The sequence below is a fragment of the Methanomassiliicoccus sp. genome, from assembly GCA_012719175.1.
Classification (GTDB): Archaea; Thermoplasmatota; Thermoplasmata; order Methanomassiliicoccales; family Methanomassiliicoccaceae; genus UBA6.
In genome coordinates, this window is sequence record JAAYAX010000014.1 from 148,060 (window position 1) to 168,314 (window position 20,255).

Here is a 20,255-nt window from a genome sequence, read left to right on the forward strand (position 1 = left end):
CTATTCGTTCAAAGAGGGCTTCGGCCCTTTTCAAATCCTTTCTTTACTTCTTCTCCGTGGGCACCTTCGGCGTCGATTGGAGTATCTCCGAAATGACCTCTGGGGCCCTCATGAGCCTTGGTCCCAAGGATATGCTCATCTCGGCCACCTTTACCACAGGGCTTTTAAAATCCCCTTCCGGGAACGCTCCCACGATGGCAAGGACCGTTCCTGAGGATCGGGACTCGAACAATCCTTTGAGCGGCCGTTCCTCCCCCTGAGGGTGCATGGCGATGACCAGATCCGCCCCCAGTTCGTTGACCAGTTCCTTTATGGTCTTGTTCGACAGGCCGTATCCAGGGACCGTCCCGCCTTTCAGCAAGGCCCCCATGTCGTTAAGGAACTTGATGTAATTAGGGGAAATTTCAGTTCCTGGCTCTATGGTGATGACCTTGTCCTCACGAGTATGAACGTAGACCCTGAGAATGTTCTTCCTATTAGGTATGGAATTCTGACATAGAGACAGACAATTATGCACGATGTCCCCACGTCCCCTCCTAGTGTATTCGGGTAACTTTTTTATCAGGTCATGGTGGAAATATGCATCTAGAACGGGAATCGAGTGCATGGACTGCACGGCCTCTAGCTCTTCGTCCTTTATCTCCTCAACGGTAGGAACAAGCTCGATCTCAGCTTCAGCTAGAACGATTATTAGCTTCACGACAGGACATATTCAAGCATGTTCATGTCCCTTGCGTCCTTAATCTCCTTGGCGACCCTTTGCCCTGTGCTCATGCCCGGCTGTACCATGTCCGAGTAAGGGGAGCCGGAGATGAAGGGATTGGTGCCCGCGACTATCCGGCAGGAAATCTCGAACACCTTGAACTCCAACTTGTCCGTGACGATAGTCTCCAAACAGAACGGCCCTATGAGTCCACCGAACAGCTCATAGCTCTTCTGGATGACGCTCTCTCCCATCTCCAGGACCTGTGACAGCAGGCTCTCCCGTATGACGATGGGGATGTTGCCGGTTACCACTAGAGAGGGGAACATACCATGTTTCTTCAGCTCCTCAGTGGAGCCAAGCTTGTAGAGCTCGTCGATGTTGCTCTCATCCCTGCGGTCCATAGAGAGTAGCTCCAATGAGCCTTCTCCCACCTTATATCCAGACTTTCGGATGGGAGAGTAGAAGTAGTGAAGGTAGTACCTGGTCCCGAGCACGTACTCCTGTATGGTGTATGACTCCTGGCTAAGATCGATGCCCATCTTGAACTCCATGTAGTCCTTGGCGATGAAGAACCCGCGCCCTCCCTTAGCTCCATTATATTTGACAAGGACCGGTTCCTTGATGTCCTTGGCATCAGCTATACGCTTTGGCATCTGGATGCCCGCGGATTCGAGCCAAGAGCGTTGGATATCACGGTCCTCCTCCCAGCGCAGAACGGAACGGTTCCCAAAAGTGGGGACCTCCATGGCCTCGAACCTCTTGGTCCCCATGTACTCCACGAAAGATCCATGAGGAATGATGATAACGTTGCGATCGGTCAACTCTGACGCCCTGTCCACGAAATCATCGTAGCTGTCGAACCTCATGAACTCATCAGGCTTTGACAGTGGAAAGGCATCGTAGAACCTGGTCTTCTGGTTGACCGCCAACCCCAGGGTCTTGAACCCTTCCTTCTTGGCGCCGTTGAACAACTGAAGAGAAGTATGAGAACACAACGTAGCGATGGTAATATCCTCAGGATCATAGTCTTTGACGATCTCATTGATCCTTTTCCTTGGGACCATAACAAAGCATTTCGAACCTTTCTGATAAACTTTTCCTACGACCGATTGGCAGGTCGGACGGATTTAGATAAGCTTGATGCCCAATTGTTCAAAGATGAGATAGACTATGGTGGCCCGAGTTATGCCGGCAAGGAAATTGGTTAGAACGAAGTACCTAAGACTCATCAATCCCTTCTGGTTGAACAGAGAGAAGAGGTATAACGGTATTGTGTCGACCATTAGTGGGATGCTCAGGATCGCATAAAGGCCGTAGTACCTGGTCCGGGCCACGAAGCGCTGCATCAGTTCCATGAACTTGCGCGTGAACCCGCTCCGGGACATCAGGCTCGTCAACCCGTTGTTGATCTTATCACCTAGCGTGAACACGATGATGGAGCCTACTGCCTTTCCAGAACCTAGGATCAGACCTTTAATGAAAATGGAGGTTTCAGGGCTGAAGAAAAGTCCTGCCTCTACCGGAATTGGCAGGAAAACGGTGGCCATCACTGCGTATATGAAGAAAACGATGCCGTAGATGACGGGGTCCGTCGATAAACCGCTTAAAAATTCCATGAACCCTGAGAAAATGTCCACGGTCATGCTCATGGCGAGAGTTGGTTTATATGTTCTTGTGGTAAATTATCTCGTTATGACCGGGCAGGCGGTACAAGCAGGATAGAATGTGCCGGTCTTGAGCTAAAAGGGTGAAAGCGAGCGTGGACTGACCAGCCCATCTTTTGTTATGGCTAAGTTCCCGATACAGACGGACTTGTTCATCTTAGGGGTTAGTGGAAGAAGGATGAAAGTAGGCTCCAAAAGGGGTTCGACCGGCCAAATCTCTCATTATCCAGACTATTTTCCAACTGGGCAATATATTTAAACCAAATCGTTGATTACTCCTGACAGGGAAACTGATGGCGCCGAAAACGAGTGGTGAGAAGGACGACTGGATGAAGCAGTTGGATGCCGAGTTGGAGAAACAAACCCAAGAAATCATGAAGGACGCGGCGGAGCTGCAGACCCAGATGGGCGCTTTGAACAAGACCTTGATCTGTGACTTTGATAGGATCAAGGAACGGTTCGATAAGCAGAGAGTGTTCCTGACCATGGAGCCACAAAGGAGCGTGTATGCTCAGCAGGACGACACTCAGGAAAAATGGGACTTCAAGAATGAATTTCGGCCTGAGGAGATCCGCAATATTCAGCTCATCGACAGGACCCAAGAGCAGGGCCGGATGGGTGATTCTCTCAAGGTATGGTATTACAACGACAACGGTGTTGTTCGCATGCGCATGATATTCGAATACTGCGAGGGCGAGCACTATTACAAATATGCGGGATGGAAACGCGTGTTCGGCCAGTTCGTTATCTATGATGCTGCACTCAGTGATGTCGAGATCGATATGGTCCATGACAAGATGGCCGTCGTTGTAAAAGCCTGGTATGAGAGCCACCTTCGCCATAACCGGGAAGTTCTGATCAACGCCCTTAAGGAGAACTTTGAGAAAGGCGAAACTTTCACAGAGTAAGCATCGGTTACCCTGCAAATCCCTTCATCAACAATTTATATTCTGTTTTCGTCACTCCTGCAGGGCTCCCTTGAGCCCTGGCATTACCATCTTTGGGAGGCACTTTCGGTCACCTCATAACAATGCATTTAATACTCAGAAAGATAGGATAACGTGACTTCATCAATCGAGGTATGGAAATGATGAACAAAGAAGAGATCGCACCCCATGTGAAGGAGATTGCCAGGGTGCTGGAAGGGAAGGTTAAGGAGCAGGATATAGAGAAGGACCTGGACAACTACCTGAACGTCTACAGGATGTCCTTGGAGGCCTCCAAGAGGCATATCGTTCGCAAATACGGGGGAGACCCCAATTCTTTGACCAAGGGGGAGAGGAAACTGCTCTCCCAGCTCGGTCTAAGCGAGCAAAGTGTGGACCTTTTGGTAAGGGTAATGTCCTCGTCCACCAGGGAGGTCACGGTCAGCGGTTCGCCCAAGACCATTCTAAGCGGCATAATGGCCGATGAGAACGGCGGCACTGTGAAGTTCACGGTGTGGGATGTATCCAAGGCCGACCTGAAGGCGGGGGAGAACTACCTGATCCGTTATGCTTACACAAAGGAGTGGAACGGACAACCTGAGGTGCACCTCGGCAACCGTGTAGTGGTGGAGCTAAGACCGCAGGACGAGGTGAAAGTGCCGGAGGGAATGGCCGTGCCGGAGGTCGGGGGAGGATATTCCGCTCCTCTAGTGGCCAAGGTCTCGGAGCTGAGGGAGAACATGAACAATGTGACCTTAACGGCCTGCATCCTTAGCATAAAGAGCAGGGAAGTGGAGACCCCCACAGGCAAGAAGGCGATGTACACCGGGATAATGGCTGACGAGACCGGCAAGGTCGAGTTCACTGCCTGGCATGATTTTGACCTTAAGGAGGGTGAGGTGGTCACCATCACCAATGCCTATGTGAAGGGCTGGAAAGGCATCCCTCGGTTGAGCTTTGGTGAGAAAGCGCAGGTCTCCCGGCCCAAGGTAAAGTTCCCCAGCCAACAAGAGCTATCGCAAGCCTCGAAGAAGACCATCGCAGAGCTGGAACGCTCCGGAGGGGCTGCCGATGTGGTAGTGCACGGAACGGTCGTGGACATAAAGAAAGGCACGGGGCTCATCTTCCGCTGCCCAGAATGTAACCGTGTAGTGCAAAAGGGAGTGTGCCAGGTGCATGGAAAGGTGCATCAGGTGCCGGACCTGAGAATCAAATTGGTGGTGGATGACGGATCATCAGCCATGACCGCGGTGATGAAGAAGGATGTTACCGAAGGCCTCACCGGGGTGACCTTGAAGGAAGCACTGGACGAGGCCCGTGAGACCATGGACCCCGAGTTCGTCGGACGGCGTTTCGAGGAGTTGCTACTGGCCAAGCCCGTGGAGCTGAGAGGAAATGTCATATCTGATGATTACGGACTGTCCATGAACGTATCTGAGGCTAAGATCGTGTTTCAGGACGTAAAGACCGAAGCTGAGGTCCTGCTGAGCAAGATAGAGGTGAACCTATGATAACCAGGGAAGTTGCCTGGAGGGTGTTCGCCTTGGAGTACAACTCATCGACTCTGGAGATAAAGGGAGAGGGCGAGAAGGCCCCTTCGTATGTCATAACTCCACTGGGGGCTATGGTCAACCGCATCTTCATCGTAGGACTTATCACCGACCTGCAGAACAATGGCACCGAACAGGAGCCATACTGGCGTGCGCTGCTCTCGGATGGGATGAGCAAGTACTACATCTACGCTGGGAAGTACAATCCTGAGGCCACGCTGGTGCTTTCGAAACTGGAACCACCTGCCTATGTAGCAGTGGTAGGTAAGAGCCGCACTTATTCGCCTGAGGAGGGTAAGTTCTTCGTATCCATACGACCCGAGAAGATCGTAGCCGTGGAGGAGAGCGTCAAGGACAATTGGGTCCTGGACGCGGCCCGGTCCACCCTGGAACGCATCGAGTGCGTGGAGGAGGCGCTTCAGATGGAATCTCCGACCATTGAGGCCTTGGTCAACCTGGGGTATAGCCATGCCCTGGCTGATGGCGTGGTGCGGGCCTTAGCACATTACGGTCAGGTCGACCTCAACAGGTACCGCGGAATGGTCTTGGAGGCCGTGGAACAGCTACTGCCCGATCGGGCTGGAGAGCTCACCATACTGACCGATGCCCCTAGTTCCGGTCCCGAGGAGATCGAGTACGAGGAAGATGATGGTGATAAGGAGGAGCTCGTCCTCAAGCTCATTGACAAGCTCGATACTAACAAGAAGGGTGCCCCTCTGGCAGATCTCATCAAGGAGGCTGCCAAGGCAGGAATAGGAGAGGTGGAGCTGGAGGAGATCAACAACTCCCTCCTCGATAAGGGCTTAATCTACGAGCCTACGATAGGGAAGATGAAACGCATCTGAGCCCTTTATTTTTTTATTTTTTATCAACGCGTGAGTATCAACGAGGCGTAACCGACCACATCACGCATGGGCGTGACATCTCCGGAGTTGCCGTAATTGAGGAGTGATGCTCTCTCAGCCCCGCATGCGAGCATCGTCACCATGACCGGGCCGTAACCACACATAGACACATCCTTTCGAATCACTGTATCATAGACGCCCTCAGCGTCCATTGCAAGGATCTTATCGATGACCGCCTGGTCCATCCTCCGGGCCTCGGATGCGGGAACATAGTGAGAGAAGTCCGTGGATGCGAGTATCACAACATCCTTGCTCCCAATGGCATGCTTCAGCTCTTCCGCTACCTCTTTTGCGGTCTCATAGTCCTGAGCGGCCATGGCAATGGGCACTATCTTGACCTCCTCGCTGAAGTATTGGATGAAGGGGATCTGGACCTCGATGGAGTGCTCATAGCGGTGGGCCATCGGATCATCGACCACCACGCTCTTCATCCTGTCCACGATTTCAAGGTCGATCTGCATCCTGCCCAAGGGTGTTTGGAAATCCTCCGAGGTCACCGCTACAGGGGCGCCCAATGCGTGATGGTTCGGGCCGATGATGATGAAGGTCTCGGGAAAACCATCCTCTGCCAAGGCGGCGTAGGTGAACACGGCCACGGGGCCTGAATACACATATCCTGCGTGGGGGACCACCGCACCTACTATGCTCCTCTTCCCTTCTCCATTTAGCTCCGGTATTTTTCCATAGGACGTCTCGAAGAGCTTGCCTATCTCGTCCAACGTCTGCTTCTCTGACTGAGGATAAAACTTTCCCGCTACAGCAGGTGCTCTCATAGCGCTAGAGGTTTGGGCAACCATGACTATTTCTTATTATTGGAGATTGTTGTGGTGCAGACTAACGTTTTTTAGAAAATTAAAAAGATATTGAATTCTCGTCCCGAGGGGAGCGAGAAAATGGGGTTTAGAGGGAGGCCTCAAAGTCGTCCATGGTGAGCTTGAACTCCTCATAGGACTTGATTATGCCCTTCTCTTTGAGTATCTCCCTGGTCAGAAGCCAGTAGACACAGGCAAGAGCCCGGCGGCCTTTATTGTTGGTAGGGATCACCAGATCGACATTTCTGGTCTCATTGTTGGCATCGCACAGGGCGACTATGGGGACCCCGATATTCATGGCCTCGGCGATCGCCTGCTGGTCTGCTGCAGGGTCTGTGACAAGCAACACTTCGGGCTCGATGTACTCAGGAAGGATAGGGTTGGTCATAGTTCCCGGTACGAACCTGCCAGCGAAGACCTTGGTGCCGAGAGTCTTAGCCATGATCTTGGCCGGCTTTTGGCCGTACTGCCTCGCCGAGGATATCAGGATGCGATCGGGCTGGAACCGGGCCATGAACTTGGCCACTGCCCGGATACGGGCATCGGTCTGCTTCACATCCATGACATATAATCCGTCTGATCTGACCTTGAAGATGAACTTCTTCATGTCAGCGCTTTTCTGTTGGGTACCAATATGGACTCCGGAGGTGAGGTATACGTCCTCAGGCACCAGAAGCTCGGTCTTGATCTCATCGCTCATCTGAAAACCTCATTTTTCTCTTCTTACAGTGATAGGAAGGACATCCCTATCGTATTCGAGCCTAGCAATCTCCACCGGGTCGATCATTCCCTCGGGTATGTCGATAAGGACCGGCGCGCCCAGTGACACCTGAAGCGACCTCGCACCGATGATACGCGCCTTCTCAAATCTAGTGTACTTCATAATAGCACCACGTGGGAGTGGCATGATAATAACAGTCCGCTTATAAACCTTTCGCTAATCAGAAAATCGACGTCCAGATCGTGTATTGCCATGCTCCTCATTCCATTTTTTTTACATCACCTAAACCGAACGTTGTGGGTGTGACTAAGGGATTTAGTGGTACGCCGATGACAAAAGGTAGTCTTAACCTTTACTAGCGGGGAAACCGGAAAATGGAGAGCGGGGGAGTTGTGCTTTTTCCCTTCGATGCAGCACGGGATCCATGAACTTTTGCTCTCGAAACTAATATGTATGAGTTCATCCTCCAAATTGTTCCGGCCTTACCTTCGTGCGAAAGTAATACCGAGAGCTATGCACGGAGTTGCTCATCACGAGATCGAATATAGATCCGACCACTACCTCGTTCCCCCAGAAACATTTTGGGGAAAGAACCCTGATAGCGTTCATCGCCCTACTGAGCGCGTTCATCCCCCTATCGACCGACCTTTATCTTCCGGCCCTGCCCAGCATGATGGAGCAGTACCAGGTCACAGAGGGCGTTTTGAACCTCACCCTCATAATTTTCTTCATCTTCTATGGTCTGGGACTTCTGTTCTGGGGTCCTCTAAGCGATAAGTATGGCCGGCGGCCAGTCCTGCTGATCGGCCTTGCCATCTACATAATGGCCAGCTTCCTGTGCTCCTTCTCAGGTAGCATCACTGAGCTGATAATATTCAGAATCTTCCAGGCCATGGGGAGCGGGGCGGTGACCGCCGTTGCTACAGCCATGGTTAAGGATATTTTCGATGGGAGACGCCGAATAGTGGTGCTGGCTACAGTTCAGTCCATGGTGCTCATCGCGCCCGCGGTCGCACCGGTGCTGGGCGCGATGCTCCTTGAGGTAACTACTTGGCAGGGCGTGTTCCTGGTCCTCGCCGGGATCGGGACAGTGGCCCTGGCCGGCGCGCTATTCTTGACCGAGACCTTACATGCACGATTCACGGGTACGGTCATCGGCGCACTGGGTAGGTTAGGGGTCCTGTTGAAGAACGGGCGCTTCACGACCATGCTGGCCCTGTTCTCGCTCACCAGCGTATCGTCCATGGCGTTCGTCGCCTCCTCCTCATACATCTACGTGGCGGGTTTCGGCCTGGACGAGCAAGGCTTTAGCTATTACTTTGCATTGAACGCCATGGGCCTGATCCTAGCGCCGTTGGCCTTCATCTTCCTCTCTCGACGCTATGATATCAGGCCCATCATCACAGGCGGCTATATCATCATAGGCATGGCAGGTCTCGCGGTGATCCTCTTCGGGAACGCAGGACCTTTGGCCTTCGCCATATCCCTGCTCCCAGCGACCTTCTGCGGCAGCCTAATCCGTGCGCCCGGCACCAACCTCATGCTGGAACAGCAGCGCCAGGACACAGGCTCGGCTTCCTCCCTCATCTCCTGCTCGAGCGTGCTTTTAGGGAGCGCTGGAATGTCCCTCATCTCCTTAGGGTGGAGCGATGTCATCCTAGTCCTTGGCTTCCTTAACGCCATCATCGGCTTATCCTGTCTCATCATTTGGTCAGCCATATCGAGGAGGGGTGGTTAGATCGCCTGTCATAGATGAAAGAACTTGGCCGATCGGAAAGTCCTCTCAGGCAGGTCACCGCTGGCGTGGATCCAGTCGTCTCTTCATGTAGGGGACCAGGCCGCCCGAGCCCAGGACATCCATGAGGAACGGAGGTAGCGGCGTGAAATGCACCTCTCCACCCCTGGACCGGTTCCTCAGTAGGCCAGTTGCCAGGTCGAACTCCGCTATGTCCCCGTTGTTCAGAATTCGTCCGGCCTCCGGGCATATTATGATGGGCAGACCCACATTTATGGCATTGCGATAGAAGATGCGGGCCACGCTCCCGGCTATGACCGCGCTGACCCCTGCCGACCGTAGGGCTATCGGGGCCTGTTCGCGGGAGGAGCCGCAGCCGAAGTTGCGTCCGGCGAGTATGATGTCACCAGTCTGCACCCCTTTGGCGAACTGTGGGTCCAGGTCCTCCATGGCATGTGTTGCCAGATGCCCAGGGTCATAATTGTCCAGGTACCTTCCGGGTATGATGAGGTCTGTGTTTACATGGTCGCCGTACTTCCAGACCTTGCCGCTGATCATAACTATGCCCTCCTGGGGTCGGTGATCTCTCCTTTGAGCGAGCTCATGGCCACAGTCTCCGGTGAGGCAAGATAGACCTCGGCCTCAGGGGACCCCATCCTCCCTCGGAAGTTGCGATTAGTAGTAGAGATGCACCTCTCCCCTGATGCCAGTAGTCCCTGGTGTCCACCAAGGCAGGGGCCGCACCCCGGATTCAGTATGATCGCCCCAGACCGGGCCAGAGAGGCCAGTATTCCCTTTTGGGAGGCTTCGATATATATCTCCCGGGATGCGGGAACGACTATCAGCCGGACATCTCTTGAGGCCTTCTTCCCGCGCAATACCGCCTCCGCCGCTGCTAGGTCCTCCAGTCGTCCGTTGGTGCAGGAGCCCAGCACCGCCTGGTCTATCTTCATGCCCTCGAGCTTGCGCACCTCGACGACGTTGTCAACCTGGTGTGGGCAAGCTACCTGGGGCTGAAGGTCCTCCACGTCCATCTCCACCTCTTCATCCGCCACCGAGCTGTGGTCCCAGAACGTTGGCTCCCAGTTCTGAAAGGTTCGCTGGGAGAGCCAATCGTAGGTCTTTCGGTCAGGCGGGCACACCCCGGCCTTGGCCCCCATCTCGATGCTCATGTTACTGAGGACCATGCGCGAGGATATGCTCATGCGGCTGATGGTGTCGCCGACGAACTCCACGCACTTGTAATCCGCCCCGTCTGCGCCCAGAGCCCCTATTATGTGAAGGATCACGTCCTTTGAGCTGACATGGGGAGGCATCTTCCCCCGAAGATGTATGCGCATGGTCTCCGGTACCTTAAGCCAGATCTCCCCTGTAGCCCATACGGCGGCCATCTCCGTTGCCCCGATGCCGGTGGCGAAGGCTCCCAAAGCCCCATATGTTGTGGTGTGAGAATCGGTACCCACGATGAGCATATTGGGCAAAACATGGCCCTTCTCGGGCAGAACCTGGTGGCAGATGCCTTCCCCGAGATCGTAAAAGAAGGGGAGGGAGTTGGAGCGGGCAAAGCCTCGGACCTCCTTGTGACCCTCAGCGGTCTTGATGGTGTTCGCAGGTATGCGATGATCAAATAGCATCACCACCTTGCGAGGGTCCCATATCCTCTGCCCGCCCATCTCGCGGAATGATCTAAGGACAAGAGCGGAGTTCTCGTGCGACATCGCGAGGTCGACCTTGGCGTTGACAATGTCTCCCGTCTCCGCGGCCTCTCCGCTAGCCCTGGAGAGAACCCGCTGGGCAAAGGTCTTGGCTGCCATCAGCCCATTCAATTCACAGCTGATTTAAAACCCTATCGCCATCCGTTACCAGAGAACGGTCCTGCTTGAGGTTATCGCAGGTCGATGATGTGGAGACCGCCTACATATTTTTTGATATGAAATAATTTATAAATTGATTACCTCCCAAAATGGACATAGTCAGCATCATTTATCGTAATATTATACGCATATTGCGTAATTCATCTACGATTGTCGAAGTAAATATTAGATAATGATTTATATCGATTCATAATACCATTACCATAGGTTAGGGAGAATACAGCATGGAGGAAACGATACCACCCAAGCAGGCTGGGAATCTCCAGGATTATGAGGCTGCCCTGAAGGAGTTCACTTGGTCCTCGGTCGATAAGGAGTTCGACTGGTCTAAGGGAGGAGCCTATAATGTGGCACGTGAGGCCATCGACCGGCACGCCCAGAACTGGAGGAAGAACAAGATCGCTCTGTACTCGATCACCGCTGCCAATGAGGTTCGGAAGTTCACCTTCGGGGAGCTATCGGAGCTGACGGGCCGATTCGCATCTGGGCTGGAGAAGCTGGGGGCGGTCAAAGGCGACCGCATCTTCGTTTATCTGGACCGCACCTCGGAGCTGTACATCGCCATGATAGGCATCACCAAGATGGGTGGCATCTCCGGTCCCCTGTTCTCCGCGCTGGGTCCGGAGGCCGTGAAGGACCGTGGCCTTGACAGCAGTGCCAAGTACTTCGTAACCTCCCCATACCTGTATAAGAGGCTGGAGCCAGTACTGGACGACCTGGTGGATGTGGAGAAGTTCATCATCGTGGGCGACAACGAGGGCCTGGGTGAGAAGACCATAAAGTTCGATGATGTCATCGAGTCCGGCGATCCCGACTACCAGGCCGTCAACATGGCTCCTACTGATCCCTACATCATACACTATACCTCCGGGTCCACGGGAAAGCCGAAGGGGGTTCTGCTCGGCCATAAGTCGATGATCCAGCAGTGGTTCACATGCCGATACGTCCTTGACCTGAGAGAGGAAGATACATACTGGTGCACGGCCGACCCAGGATGGGTCACGGGGACATCGTATGGAATATTCGGACCATGGTACCTGGGAACGACCCTTGTCTCCTATGAAGGACGGTTCGACGCGAGGGCCTGGTACACCATCATGCAAAAATATGGGGTCACGGTGTGGTATACTGCCCCTACTGCACTGAGGATGCTCATGAAGGCAGGCGACGATCTGGTGAAGGAGTTCAACTTCTCCAAGCTTCGCCATGTTTGCTCGGTCGGCGAGCCTCTGAACGCTGAGGTTGTGCGATGGGGCATGAGGGTTATGGAACGCCGCATCCACGATACCTGGTGGCAGACCGAGACCGGCGCCCAGCTCATATGCAATTACCCCTGTATGACCATAAAGCCGGGATCGATGGGCAGGCCTATCCCCGGGGTCACCGCCGCGGTGGTGGACGAGAACGGAGTGGAGGTCCCGACCAAGAAGGAAGGGTTCCTGGCATTACGCCCAGGATGGCCCTCGATGATGCTGGGGATATGGAGGAACACCTCCAGGTTCAAGGAGTACTTCCGGGTCCCGGGATGGTATATCGCCGGTGACCAGGCCTACAGAGATGAGGACGGGTACTTCTGGTTCCTGGGCCGTGCGGACGATGTCATCAAGACCTCCGGCGAGAGGCTGGGGCCGTTCGAGGTGGAGTCCGCTCTGATCGAGCACCCGGCCGTGGCCGAGGCCGGTGTCATCGGCAAGCCGGACGAGCTGCGCGGCGAGATCGTGAAGGCGTTCATCACTCTGAGGCCGGAGCACAAGCCTTCGGAACAGCTCAAGGAGGACATCAGCAAGTTCGTCAAGACGAGGCTCGCATACTATGCATACCCGCGGGAGATCGAGTTCGTGGACAGCCTCCCCAAGACCCGTTCCGGTAAGATCATGAGGCGGGTGCTCAAGGCGAAGGAGCTCGGACAACCTCTTGGAGATCTTTCCACCCTCGAAGATTGAACGTCAAAACCTCTTTTATTTTCCATCTTTTTGATCTAGATATGATCTTGGAGAACGTTTAGACTTCGTCACATGAATGAGCGAAGATAACATGGGTCCAGTGCACCATCGATGCTTCAAACTGGAAAAAAAGAGGCTAAATGAACAGGTGGGGTTTGTGGTAAAGGGTTTGGGCCATTGGCCTACAGTAGTTCCTTGGGCACCTTGGTGAACAGTTCCTTCCAAGAAACAAAGCCGATCATCTTGCCATCCGCGTCCACCACCGGCAATCTGCGCACGTTCTTCTTGTTCATAATGCCAAGGGCATCGGATACCTTCATGCTCTCAGGAACGGTGTGGACAGGAGAGCTCATCACCTCAGATACCTTCAGGTGGAGGAACTTGGACTGATTCGTCAAGTAGTGTCTCAGGACGTCCCGCTCTGTGAAGATCCCGATGACCTTGTCGTTCTCGTCGATGACGATCACGCTTCCCTGGTCGTGTTCCACCATTAGCTCTATGGCGCTGAGGACGGAGTCGTCCGGCGCCACCACCTCGATTTTCCTGGTCATATAATCCTTAACGAGAGCGGACATAGTATCATAGCATAATGTGGTGGGCGATTCATATACTAATGGGTCGTATTGGCAAATCCCCTTTGTTGACCTCACGATATGGCAGCATTATCTACGAAATTTTGATATGAAAGACCGTGACTTGTAGACATACGTGAGCTTTTTCCCTCTTCGGAGTATCTTCTGTACGTCATAAGTGTCAAGGTTCCCCGTGACGCTTCACCTAATCTGTTGTTGATCACTCGTTACCGGCCCTCAGGTTCCTATGCGCAAAGGCCTCGGCATCGAACTTACGGCCTAGGCCGGCCCGGGACATGTACCTGACGGTTCCGAAAATGTTCCTCTCCTTCCATGGGCGGTCGTGTAGCCCGCCCACGCTCCATAGTATTCCCACGTATCCGTTGGGATCGCGTCCGTCCAGCTCATACCTATCGTTCAATAGTATAAGCCGCTCGATCGCCTGCCTCGGTGTCGGCGACCACTCCAGCACCTTCTTCGCCCAGTACATACGGAGGTATCCATGCATTCGACCCTGGGTTACCAATTCATTCTGCATGGCATTCCAGAGGTCGTCCGTGGTCTCCCCTGCCTCCAGCTCCTGGAGGGAATAAAGGTCCTCACGGGGATCCATAGCATGTTTCTCCAGAGTGCGGCGTGACCACTCGGGAAGGCCCTCGTAACGATCATACTCCGGGTTATAGAAGCAGAAGTTATCGCTGAGCTCCCTCCTGACTACCAACTCTTCCAGAAAGGTCTCCTTGGCATCCGTAGAGGAGCTGGACCCTTGCACCTCCAGTGCTACCCGCTGAGGGGAGATGTTTCCGAAGTGCAGATAAGGAGAGAGGCCGGACTGTCCATACCGAAGGGGGTCGTTACGATCCTCAGGATAGTGCTCCAGTCTATGGTCGATGAACGCTCGGAGCGTCATCTCCCCCGCTTTACGCCCGGGCCTCACATCTGTCTCTCTCACCCCACGATCGATGTCCAGAGATCCTAAGATCGAGCTCACATCCCAAGCTGGCGCCTCCTTACCGGGATATGGATGAGGGATGACCTGAGGAAGGTCAGGTAGAAACATGCCGATGAGCCGTGCCAGCTTAGGGCGCAGCGTTCGTGCCGCCCACTCCTGTTTGGGAGAGGCCACCCAGCATGGAACTATGTTGTGAGCATCGACCTCCCGGTGCGGGCACGCGGTCGACGCCCGCACAGTATGCTTCCATTCCTTCTTGATCCTCAGGGGATCGAAGTCCTCGACCACCAAGGCTGGACGTAGTTCTCGGAGGAAAGAGATCAACGACCTGGGCCCCTCGGTCAGGAGATGGAACGGGATGTCCAGGGCTGAGAGGTCCTGCTCCACCTCCTCCAAGCCGCGCAGCATGAACCCGTATTGTCGGAGGGTGGCTCCCAGGAAGGAAGGCGACAGAGCGAACGCCACCGCCAGTGGACGATGCATCCGAAGGGCCTCTGCCTGGGCGAAAGCCAGAGCATGGTTGTCCCTGCACCGCTGGTCTCGGCTCATCCAGTAGATGACCGGGCCTTCCCCGGCCGTTCCCTGCTTCACATCCCGGACCCGTGAGAGGTCCATGCGTGGGTATCCGTCAGCTGAGCTATTGAACTATTCATCGTAAGCCGAACCACTCCGCCTCTCCCTTGAGCCGCCGATAATGAGGATCGATCGCTAAGATCGCAGCCGCCATGACCGCCCCCGGCACTAACGCCATGGGAGAATCGAGCATAAAGGCGGCGAGAGCGGAGAACGCGAGCATGCCCGCGGCGAATGCCCACTTCAGCCTGCGACGGCGCAAAGCCCTGCGGTAGGCGTTGAGGGACTTTTCCGTGGTCCCAGGTGAGGTGAAGACCGATGCAAAGATGGCTGAAGAGTACAGTGTGGCCTGGTACATGGCGTCACTTGCGTTCCTCCGAGGCCGGACCTTGACTATGCACTTCCTTACGAAATCAGGGCTGCTTATGGCCATGTCCATTCCCATGACCACTGCCTTCAAGGGGGGATCGATCTTGGCGATGGCCTCCTCCCGGGAGTCGTGGGCCCAGAACATGAAGCCGGTGTGCACACTCTTGTCCTGAACGTAGTGGAGGGCTCTACCCAGTGATCTCACTGCCCAGTAGTGGTTACCCTGGAGGTAGGCCCTCCGGGCCATCCAGGCATGGCCCATCACCGTCCCGGTATGCGGATGATGATGTGGGGCGCGGATCACATGGCCTCTCCCGTCCCTACTGATGCGGAGGAGGGTGTCAGGTCTTCTGTCCGGGTCCACGGAACCTTCGCATAATGCTTTTTCCAGGTCATAAGGGAGCCCCATCTCATGAGATATGACCCGAGCAATGGCCTTATGGCTCTTCCATTTCATCCCATCCCTGGAACTATTGACCAGCAGGTGATATTTAAACAAATGAGGGACCAGACCGAATTCATCGTGGAACCATATCGATCTGGATTGTTCCAAGCCCCACCGCTCGCTCAACAACTTCCTTACCTGGTTTAGGCGGAAAAGAACGCCCCTTCCATCCTTCGGATCATTAAATAACTCTTGACTGCCAATCCTATATTGTGCCTCTGCAGCATTTGTTCTCAAAGCGGGATACAAGGAGCTATCCACACCTGACCACGGATAGTGCCTTGAACGGGGTACGCACCTTCCTTCGTCAAGCCCAGTTCCAGATCTATGATGTCAATCCGCAGCAAGTGCATGGGGAGCAGTACTTCCAAAAGCTGGGTCTGCGGAGGGTCGTGGACATATGGGTCAATCCCAAGGGAGATGGGTCCATCGTGACCTCGGACATCTCCGCAACGCTGGGGGACCCTGAAGCAGCAGTGGGGTTGTTGGGGGCCATCATATACCTGCCTTTGGCGGTGGCCGTGGGAGCAGTATCCTATCTCGACTATGAACGGGACGCTACAACGCTAATTTTATCTTTATGGAATTATCTGGATAATATGGAGGGAAAGTCTCCCCCTGCCGGGCTCGAATCCAGCCTCCGATGCAGCAACTGCGGACTGAGCCAGGACCATGATTCCAGGTATTGTAAGAGGTGCGGAGCACAGGTCCGTCCGTGACCTGGCTAAATCAATGTCTGACATTTATCTGACAACTTTTATAAGCAAGGACCAACATTCAATAATTATGTCTCAGGATGGGAAAACAAGCGTAGGCCTTAGCGGTCAAACCGTGGGGTTTGTTACCATCGCGGTAGGGTTCGCTATCATCGTCGCCTACTATATGACTGATAGCTTTTTGCTGATAATTCCGGTCACCCTCATTGAGGTCGGATTCTACGGTCTGGCAATGGGGGCATTTGGAGAGCTGCGCGGTTCCCGGTCGAGCGCTGGCGGAATAAAATGGGGGACCGATCCCGCGTATACCATGTTCTGGGGAAGCCTGCTAGTTCTGGTAGGTACCCTGTGGCTGGTCAACGTGGCTTGGCCCAACAATCTGCCTGCCCTCGCCGCTGCGTTCCTGATATGGTTCGGTGTGGCTGTTATGCTGCTCACCAGGAAGGGTGCGTCCAAGGTCCAGGTCTGGTAATACATCACGAAAGAAGGCGCGGGTGCGCTGGGGGCCTAAGCCCCTGGGACTATCGCATCCCAGCCCCCGCGTCAAAAACAATTTCCTTGATTATTCTGGAATACTTTTCCATCCCATGCCCATTTCTATGCGAACGATGAAAAGCCTTTTATCGCTTCCAAATCGTGCCCTGTGGAGATAAAAATGAACGTCAAGGAGCGCGTGGCATTATTTTCCGTTATCGCTGCAGTGCTCCTAACGACGACCAAGCTCACAGTGGGCGTTTATACTAATAGCCTGGGCATATTATCTGAGGCCCTCCATTCTGGCATCGATCTTATCGCCGCGGGGATGACCTTGTTCGCGGTGAAGGCCGCAGCGCGTCCTCCGGACGAGGACTACATGTACGGCCATGAGAAGGTGGAGTCCTTATCGAGCTTGGGGGAGGTGGTCCTCCTGTTCATCACCGCTGCCTGGATCGTCTACGAGGCCATTAACAGGCTGGCGTTCGGTGCTCCCGTCCTACACCTGGGCTGGTCGGCTCTGGCCGTCATGCTGCTGTCGGTGGTCGTGGACTTCACGCGGTCCCGAGCCCTCCTGAGAACGGCGAAAAAGTACAAGAGCCAGGCCCTGGAGGCGGACGGCATACACTTCTCGACCGATCTCATCTCCTCGGTGGTCGTCATCATCGGTATCCTGCTGAGCATGGGCGGTTTGCACGACTTCGACTCCTATGCTGCGCTGGGTGTTGCTGCGGTCACCGTCTTCATTGGCTACCGCTTGTTCAAAAAATCCGTGCGCACCTTACTGGACGGGGCGCCCATAGGCATCTCGGAAATGGTCACCCAGGAGATCATGGCCGTCCACGGCATACACAGGGTGGAGCGGGTCCGGGTCCGGGAATCAGGGCCCCGAACTTTTGTGGAGGCCACGGTACGCATCGACCAGTTCATCACCCTGGAACAGGGGCACCGCCTTACTGACATGGCCGAGGAGCGGATCCGGACGGTGATACCTGACTCGGACGTCATCCTGCACGCTGAGCCCATCTGCCTGGAGGATGCCACCTTGGAGGATCGCATAAGGGCAGAAGCATCCACCATGGCCGAGATAAAGAGCGTGCACAACATCGCCTTCACCGAAGGTCACTCCGGGCGCGTGGTGGAGCTGCACATAGAGCTCGACGGCGATCTCACGGTCATGGAGGCCGATGAACTGGCCAAGAAGCTCGAGGACAAGATCAGGGCTCTCGATCCGGGCATACATCTGGTGGCCTCCCACATCGAGCCCGTGGGATGCCCGGCCTGCCAAGGAGAGGTCTCGGATATTAAGCAGGAGATCGTGGAGAAGACCCTTAGCAAGCTTGCTTCCCAATTCCCAGAAGTGGTGGCCTGCAGGGACCTGCATGTGCATGCCACCAAGAACGGCCTTAGGGTGTTCCTGTGCTGCCAGTTCGATCCCCAGATGAGCGTGGCCAGGGCACACGAGCTAGCCCACGTCCTTGAAGGCCACATCAGATCCCAGCACGAGGAGATCGAGAACGTGAACATCCGCCTGGAGCCCAGTAGCTCCATTTGCTCAAAGGGGGAGAAGGGGCCCAGTGAAGATCATAAGGGAACGTTGTCGTAAAGGCGGCGTGACATTTCCACGGCCACCTCCTTGATGCTACTGCCTTGTTTCACCATACGGCACATAAGCTCCGCCACGCTTCCACCCTCCATTCGCCCCTCGATCAGAGGCAAGTGGTGCAGCTCCTCGGCGGTGGCACTAGCCTCGGACTTGGCGAGGAGATGCCGAAGCTCCGCCCGGCAGGACTCAGTACCGCGATGGATCGCCTCTTCGGTCATCTCATATAGCACGTAATGGTCCTTCTCCAAACTTAGGTCAGCACGCAGATGGGTGAGGACGAAGGCCGTCAGCGCCATGTCCGAGCGCAGGCACTCCTGCTCGTCCACCACCTTGAGCTCCAGGCATTCACGGTGACGATGTATGATGACCCCTCGAGAGTCTACCCCCTCGTGGCATAGTTCCTCTCCCACCACCGCCCGTAGGTCCTTGTATACTGACTCAAGGATGTCCTCGTGGTCCTTCCAGTTTTCCAGGCGCTCAGGGACTAGGCCGTTACATACCTAAGGAACCCAGGATTGGTTCTCCCTGTAGAACAGCTGGCGGTTGTCCATGGTGCCAGTGAAACGGCCCTCCACGGACAGAGAGGATGCGGTGACCGCGACCAGGAACGGGATGAGTGCGCGGAGACTGTCGAACATACGGACCATCCTCTCCTTGCTCCTGTAATGGACATTGACCTGCAAGGCCTGAATGTTCAACCAGCCGTGCTGCCTCAGGCCGAAGACGCTGTCGTATGCATCGTATATCACCTTGTCCTCAGGACCCCACACCGCCGTCTGGTCTAATGTCAACGGGGAGCGCGTGCCCAGACCCAGAAGGCAGTTGCTGTGCCCCATGGCATTATTAAAACGCATCATTCCATCGTAGAGCGCATTCTCCAAGCTGCTATACTTGTTTGAGGGGCGGAGGGAACGAATTCAATGACATGCCTCTGCAGCTCCTTGCTGATGTTCATAGCCTCGAAGCTGAACTCTTTGACGACCTCGCCGTGCATACCCTGGATGATGTTGTCGACAATGGGAAGGGGGCGCAGATCGGTGGTGTTCACCGAGTACTCATGTTCCGTTCCGACGGTCGTTGGATAACACCTCGTCAAGAGGGTATTCCGCGACCTTTACGGTCTCCGGCCCTTCCACCCTGCACACGCTCTCCAGCTCCTCTGGGGGCAGGGATCTGATAAGCTGCAGGATGTTCTGAACGGCCAGTTCGAGCTGCTCGTCGTAGACCGCACGGTTGCTCTTGAGGAACGCTACCAGATCGCAGATGCGCTCCTTCTTGAGATATATCTCCAGTTTCCCGTTGCATATGTCGAAGGTGAAGGGGCCGGCCACACATGTCTCCGGTTTTACCTGCTGGATACGGCAGCGTCCATCCTTGTAACCGATACAGAAGCCTGTGGACTTGCAGTCCAGCATGCGATGCTCACGGAACAGGATGTCATCGAACGTCATACCGTTCTCCAAAAGGATGGAGATCCGTTCCTCGGTCAAGGGCGGTTTTGCGTAATAGCAGCATCTTCCACCGCACTTGTCACAGATCTTGGTCAGCAGGTCCATGGTCATCTGGTTCATATCAGAACACCTTTAAAGGAGGTCCCTGGGGGGACCGCGGAACCCATCGCAACGATCGGATTTTGATGTATAGCGGACGTATGCATCGAGGGTGATCGGCCGCTAATCTTAAAATGGGTATTTAGACGTTTGGAGATCCAC

At 54.7% G+C, this 20,255-nt stretch carries 23 protein-coding genes; 8 read left to right on the forward strand and 15 right to left on the reverse strand.

Going from position 1 to position 20,255, the window contains the following annotated elements; all coding sequences use genetic code 11:
• Positions 1–43: 43 nt before the first annotated feature.
• The 3 genes from GXX95_11110 to GXX95_11120 form a co-directional block, all read right to left on the reverse strand.
• Positions 44–700 carry a hypothetical protein gene (locus GXX95_11110; GenBank protein ID NLT38684.1) on the reverse strand — a complete coding sequence of 219 codons (657 nt, stop codon included), beginning with the start codon at positions 698–700 and terminating at the stop codon, positions 44–46.
• Positions 697–1,770 carry a formate--phosphoribosylaminoimidazolecarboxamide ligase gene (locus GXX95_11115; GenBank protein NLT38685.1) on the reverse strand — a complete coding sequence of 358 codons (1,074 nt, stop codon included), beginning with the start codon at positions 1,768–1,770 and terminating at the stop codon, positions 697–699. Before GXX95_11115 ends, GXX95_11110 begins: the two co-directional genes overlap by 4 nt.
• A gap of 63 nt (positions 1,771–1,833) precedes the next feature.
• A complete protein-coding gene (locus tag GXX95_11120) occupies positions 1,834–2,349 on the reverse strand; it encodes a hypothetical protein (GenBank protein ID NLT38686.1) in 516 nt (171 codons plus the stop codon).
• Between the two features lie 314 nt (positions 2,350–2,663).
• Between GXX95_11120 and GXX95_11125 the strand changes: the two genes are divergently transcribed.
• The 3 genes from GXX95_11125 to GXX95_11135 all read left to right on the forward strand — a co-directional run bounded on the left by GXX95_11125 (position 2,664) and on the right by GXX95_11135 (position 5,691).
• On the forward strand, positions 2,664–3,278 hold the full coding sequence (locus tag GXX95_11125) for a hypothetical protein (GenBank protein ID NLT38687.1): 615 nt from the start codon (positions 2,664–2,666) through the stop codon (positions 3,276–3,278).
• Between the two features lie 179 nt (positions 3,279–3,457).
• A complete protein-coding gene (locus tag GXX95_11130) occupies positions 3,458–4,807 on the forward strand; it encodes a hypothetical protein (GenBank protein ID NLT38688.1) in 1,350 nt (449 codons plus the stop codon).
• Positions 4,804–5,691 (forward strand): glycerol dehydrogenase, encoded by an 888-nt coding sequence (locus GXX95_11135; GenBank protein NLT38689.1) that lies wholly within the window; start codon positions 4,804–4,806, stop codon positions 5,689–5,691. Before GXX95_11130 ends, GXX95_11135 begins: the two co-directional genes overlap by 4 nt.
• A gap of 23 nt (positions 5,692–5,714) precedes the next feature.
• Here GXX95_11135 and GXX95_11140 read toward each other — a convergent pair whose 3' ends face one another.
• The 3 genes from GXX95_11140 to GXX95_11150 all read right to left on the reverse strand — a co-directional run bounded on the left by GXX95_11140 (position 5,715) and on the right by GXX95_11150 (position 7,449).
• Complete coding sequence (locus tag GXX95_11140) at positions 5,715–6,524, reverse strand: MEMO1 family protein (protein ID NLT38690.1); 810 nt, start codon at positions 6,522–6,524, stop codon at positions 5,715–5,717.
• 127 nt (positions 6,525–6,651) lie between these two features.
• Entirely contained in the window at positions 6,652–7,263 is a 612-nt protein-coding gene (locus GXX95_11145; protein NLT38691.1) for a 30S ribosomal protein S2, read from the reverse strand.
• Positions 7,264–7,272: 9 nt separating this feature from the next.
• Positions 7,273–7,449 (reverse strand): DNA-directed RNA polymerase subunit K, encoded by a 177-nt coding sequence (locus tag GXX95_11150; GenBank protein ID NLT38692.1) that lies wholly within the window; start codon positions 7,447–7,449, stop codon positions 7,273–7,275.
• Positions 7,450–7,813: 364 nt separating this feature from the next.
• Here GXX95_11150 and GXX95_11155 point away from each other — a divergent pair, with 364 nt between their 5' ends.
• The gene (locus GXX95_11155) at positions 7,814–9,022 is read left to right on the forward strand and encodes a multidrug effflux MFS transporter (protein ID NLT38693.1); all 1,209 of its coding nucleotides are present in this window, start codon (positions 7,814–7,816) and stop codon (positions 9,020–9,022) included.
• A gap of 54 nt (positions 9,023–9,076) precedes the next feature.
• Here GXX95_11155 and GXX95_11160 read toward each other — a convergent pair whose 3' ends face one another.
• Together GXX95_11160 and GXX95_11165 are read right to left on the reverse strand one after the other, a co-directional pair.
• Positions 9,077–9,577, reverse strand: coding sequence for a 3-isopropylmalate dehydratase small subunit (locus GXX95_11160; protein ID NLT38694.1), 501 nt, complete (start codon positions 9,575–9,577; stop codon positions 9,077–9,079).
• Positions 9,578–9,579: 2 nt separating this feature from the next.
• Positions 9,580–10,833: a 3-isopropylmalate dehydratase large subunit gene (locus GXX95_11165; protein NLT38695.1), complete on the reverse strand. Its 1,254-nt coding sequence runs from the start codon at positions 10,831–10,833 to the stop codon at positions 9,580–9,582.
• Positions 10,834–11,117: 284 nt separating this feature from the next.
• Between GXX95_11165 and acsA the strand changes: the two genes are divergently transcribed.
• Positions 11,118–12,836: an acetate--CoA ligase gene (acsA, locus tag GXX95_11170; GenBank protein ID NLT38696.1), complete on the forward strand. Its 1,719-nt coding sequence runs from the start codon at positions 11,118–11,120 to the stop codon at positions 12,834–12,836.
• A gap of 182 nt (positions 12,837–13,018) precedes the next feature.
• Here acsA and GXX95_11175 read toward each other — a convergent pair whose 3' ends face one another.
• The 3 genes from GXX95_11175 to GXX95_11185 form a co-directional block, all read right to left on the reverse strand.
• Complete coding sequence (locus GXX95_11175; protein NLT38697.1) at positions 13,019–13,387, reverse strand: CBS domain-containing protein; 369 nt, start codon at positions 13,385–13,387, stop codon at positions 13,019–13,021.
• Between the two features lie 241 nt (positions 13,388–13,628).
• Entirely contained in the window at positions 13,629–14,975 is a 1,347-nt protein-coding gene (locus tag GXX95_11180; protein ID NLT38698.1) for a deoxyribodipyrimidine photo-lyase, read from the reverse strand.
• Positions 14,976–15,009: 34 nt separating this feature from the next.
• Positions 15,010–15,759: a hypothetical protein gene (locus GXX95_11185; GenBank protein NLT38699.1), complete on the reverse strand. Its 750-nt coding sequence runs from the start codon at positions 15,757–15,759 to the stop codon at positions 15,010–15,012.
• A 269-nt stretch (positions 15,760–16,028) separates the two neighbouring features.
• Between GXX95_11185 and GXX95_11190 the strand changes: the two genes are divergently transcribed.
• The 3 genes from GXX95_11190 to GXX95_11200 all read left to right on the forward strand — a co-directional run bounded on the left by GXX95_11190 (position 16,029) and on the right by GXX95_11200 (position 18,543).
• Positions 16,029–16,466 (forward strand): zinc ribbon domain-containing protein, encoded by a 438-nt coding sequence (locus tag GXX95_11190; GenBank protein ID NLT38700.1) that lies wholly within the window; start codon positions 16,029–16,031, stop codon positions 16,464–16,466.
• A gap of 112 nt (positions 16,467–16,578) precedes the next feature.
• The gene (locus GXX95_11195) at positions 16,579–16,935 is read left to right on the forward strand and encodes a hypothetical protein (GenBank protein NLT38701.1); all 357 of its coding nucleotides are present in this window, start codon (positions 16,579–16,581) and stop codon (positions 16,933–16,935) included.
• A 183-nt stretch (positions 16,936–17,118) separates the two neighbouring features.
• Positions 17,119–18,543 (forward strand): cation-efflux pump, encoded by a 1,425-nt coding sequence (locus tag GXX95_11200; GenBank protein ID NLT38702.1) that lies wholly within the window; start codon positions 17,119–17,121, stop codon positions 18,541–18,543.
• Here GXX95_11200 and GXX95_11205 read toward each other — a convergent pair.
• From GXX95_11205 to GXX95_11220, 4 genes are all read right to left on the reverse strand, one after another.
• On the reverse strand, positions 18,522–18,953 hold the full coding sequence (locus tag GXX95_11205) for a hypothetical protein (GenBank protein ID NLT38703.1): 432 nt from the start codon (positions 18,951–18,953) through the stop codon (positions 18,522–18,524). The genes GXX95_11200 and GXX95_11205 overlap by 22 nt on opposite strands.
• A 90-nt stretch (positions 18,954–19,043) precedes the next feature.
• Positions 19,044–19,400 (reverse strand): hypothetical protein, encoded by a 357-nt coding sequence (locus tag GXX95_11210; GenBank protein NLT38704.1) that lies wholly within the window; start codon positions 19,398–19,400, stop codon positions 19,044–19,046.
• Positions 19,397–19,591 carry a hypothetical protein gene (locus GXX95_11215; GenBank protein ID NLT38705.1) on the reverse strand — a complete coding sequence of 65 codons (195 nt, stop codon included), beginning with the start codon at positions 19,589–19,591 and terminating at the stop codon, positions 19,397–19,399. The genes GXX95_11210 and GXX95_11215 overlap by 4 nt, the downstream gene beginning before the upstream one ends.
• A gap of 7 nt (positions 19,592–19,598) precedes the next feature.
• Positions 19,599–20,114 (reverse strand): YkgJ family cysteine cluster protein, encoded by a 516-nt coding sequence (locus GXX95_11220; GenBank protein ID NLT38706.1) that lies wholly within the window; start codon positions 20,112–20,114, stop codon positions 19,599–19,601.
• Positions 20,115–20,255: the final 141 nt, after the last annotated feature.

Bases quoted from the DNA above. Each gene is read 5' to 3' on its own strand.
- GXX95_11115 (NLT38685.1), bottom strand. From the start codon at position 1,770: ATGGTCCCAAGGAAAAGGATCAATGAGATCGTCAAAGACTATGATCCT.
- GXX95_11120 (NLT38686.1), bottom strand. From the start codon at position 2,349: ATGACCGTGGACATTTTCTCAGGGTTCATGGAATTTTTAAGCGGTTTA.
- GXX95_11125 (NLT38687.1), top strand. From the start codon at position 2,664: ATGGCGCCGAAAACGAGTGGTGAGAAGGACGACTGGATGAAGCAGTTG.
- GXX95_11130 (NLT38688.1), top strand. From the start codon at position 3,458: ATGATGAACAAAGAAGAGATCGCACCCCATGTGAAGGAGATTGCCAGG.
- GXX95_11135 (NLT38689.1), top strand. From the start codon at position 4,804: ATGATAACCAGGGAAGTTGCCTGGAGGGTGTTCGCCTTGGAGTACAAC.
- GXX95_11140 (NLT38690.1), bottom strand. From the start codon at position 6,524: ATGAGAGCACCTGCTGTAGCGGGAAAGTTTTATCCTCAGTCAGAGAAG.
- GXX95_11145 (NLT38691.1), bottom strand. From the start codon at position 7,263: ATGAGCGATGAGATCAAGACCGAGCTTCTGGTGCCTGAGGACGTATAC.
- GXX95_11160 (NLT38694.1), bottom strand. From the start codon at position 9,577: ATGATCAGCGGCAAGGTCTGGAAGTACGGCGACCATGTAAACACAGAC.
- GXX95_11165 (NLT38695.1), bottom strand. From the start codon at position 10,833: ATGGCAGCCAAGACCTTTGCCCAGCGGGTTCTCTCCAGGGCTAGCGGA.
- acsA (NLT38696.1), top strand. From the start codon at position 11,118: ATGGAGGAAACGATACCACCCAAGCAGGCTGGGAATCTCCAGGATTAT.
- GXX95_11175 (NLT38697.1), bottom strand. From the start codon at position 13,387: ATGACCAGGAAAATCGAGGTGGTGGCGCCGGACGACTCCGTCCTCAGC.
- GXX95_11180 (NLT38698.1), bottom strand. From the start codon at position 14,975: ATGGACCTCTCACGGGTCCGGGATGTGAAGCAGGGAACGGCCGGGGAA.
- GXX95_11185 (NLT38699.1), bottom strand. From the start codon at position 15,759: ATGAAATGGAAGAGCCATAAGGCCATTGCTCGGGTCATATCTCATGAG.
- GXX95_11200 (NLT38702.1), top strand. From the start codon at position 17,119: ATGAACGTCAAGGAGCGCGTGGCATTATTTTCCGTTATCGCTGCAGTG.
- GXX95_11210 (NLT38704.1), bottom strand. From the start codon at position 19,400: ATGATGCGTTTTAATAATGCCATGGGGCACAGCAACTGCCTTCTGGGT.
- GXX95_11220 (NLT38706.1), bottom strand. From the start codon at position 20,114: ATGAACCAGATGACCATGGACCTGCTGACCAAGATCTGTGACAAGTGC.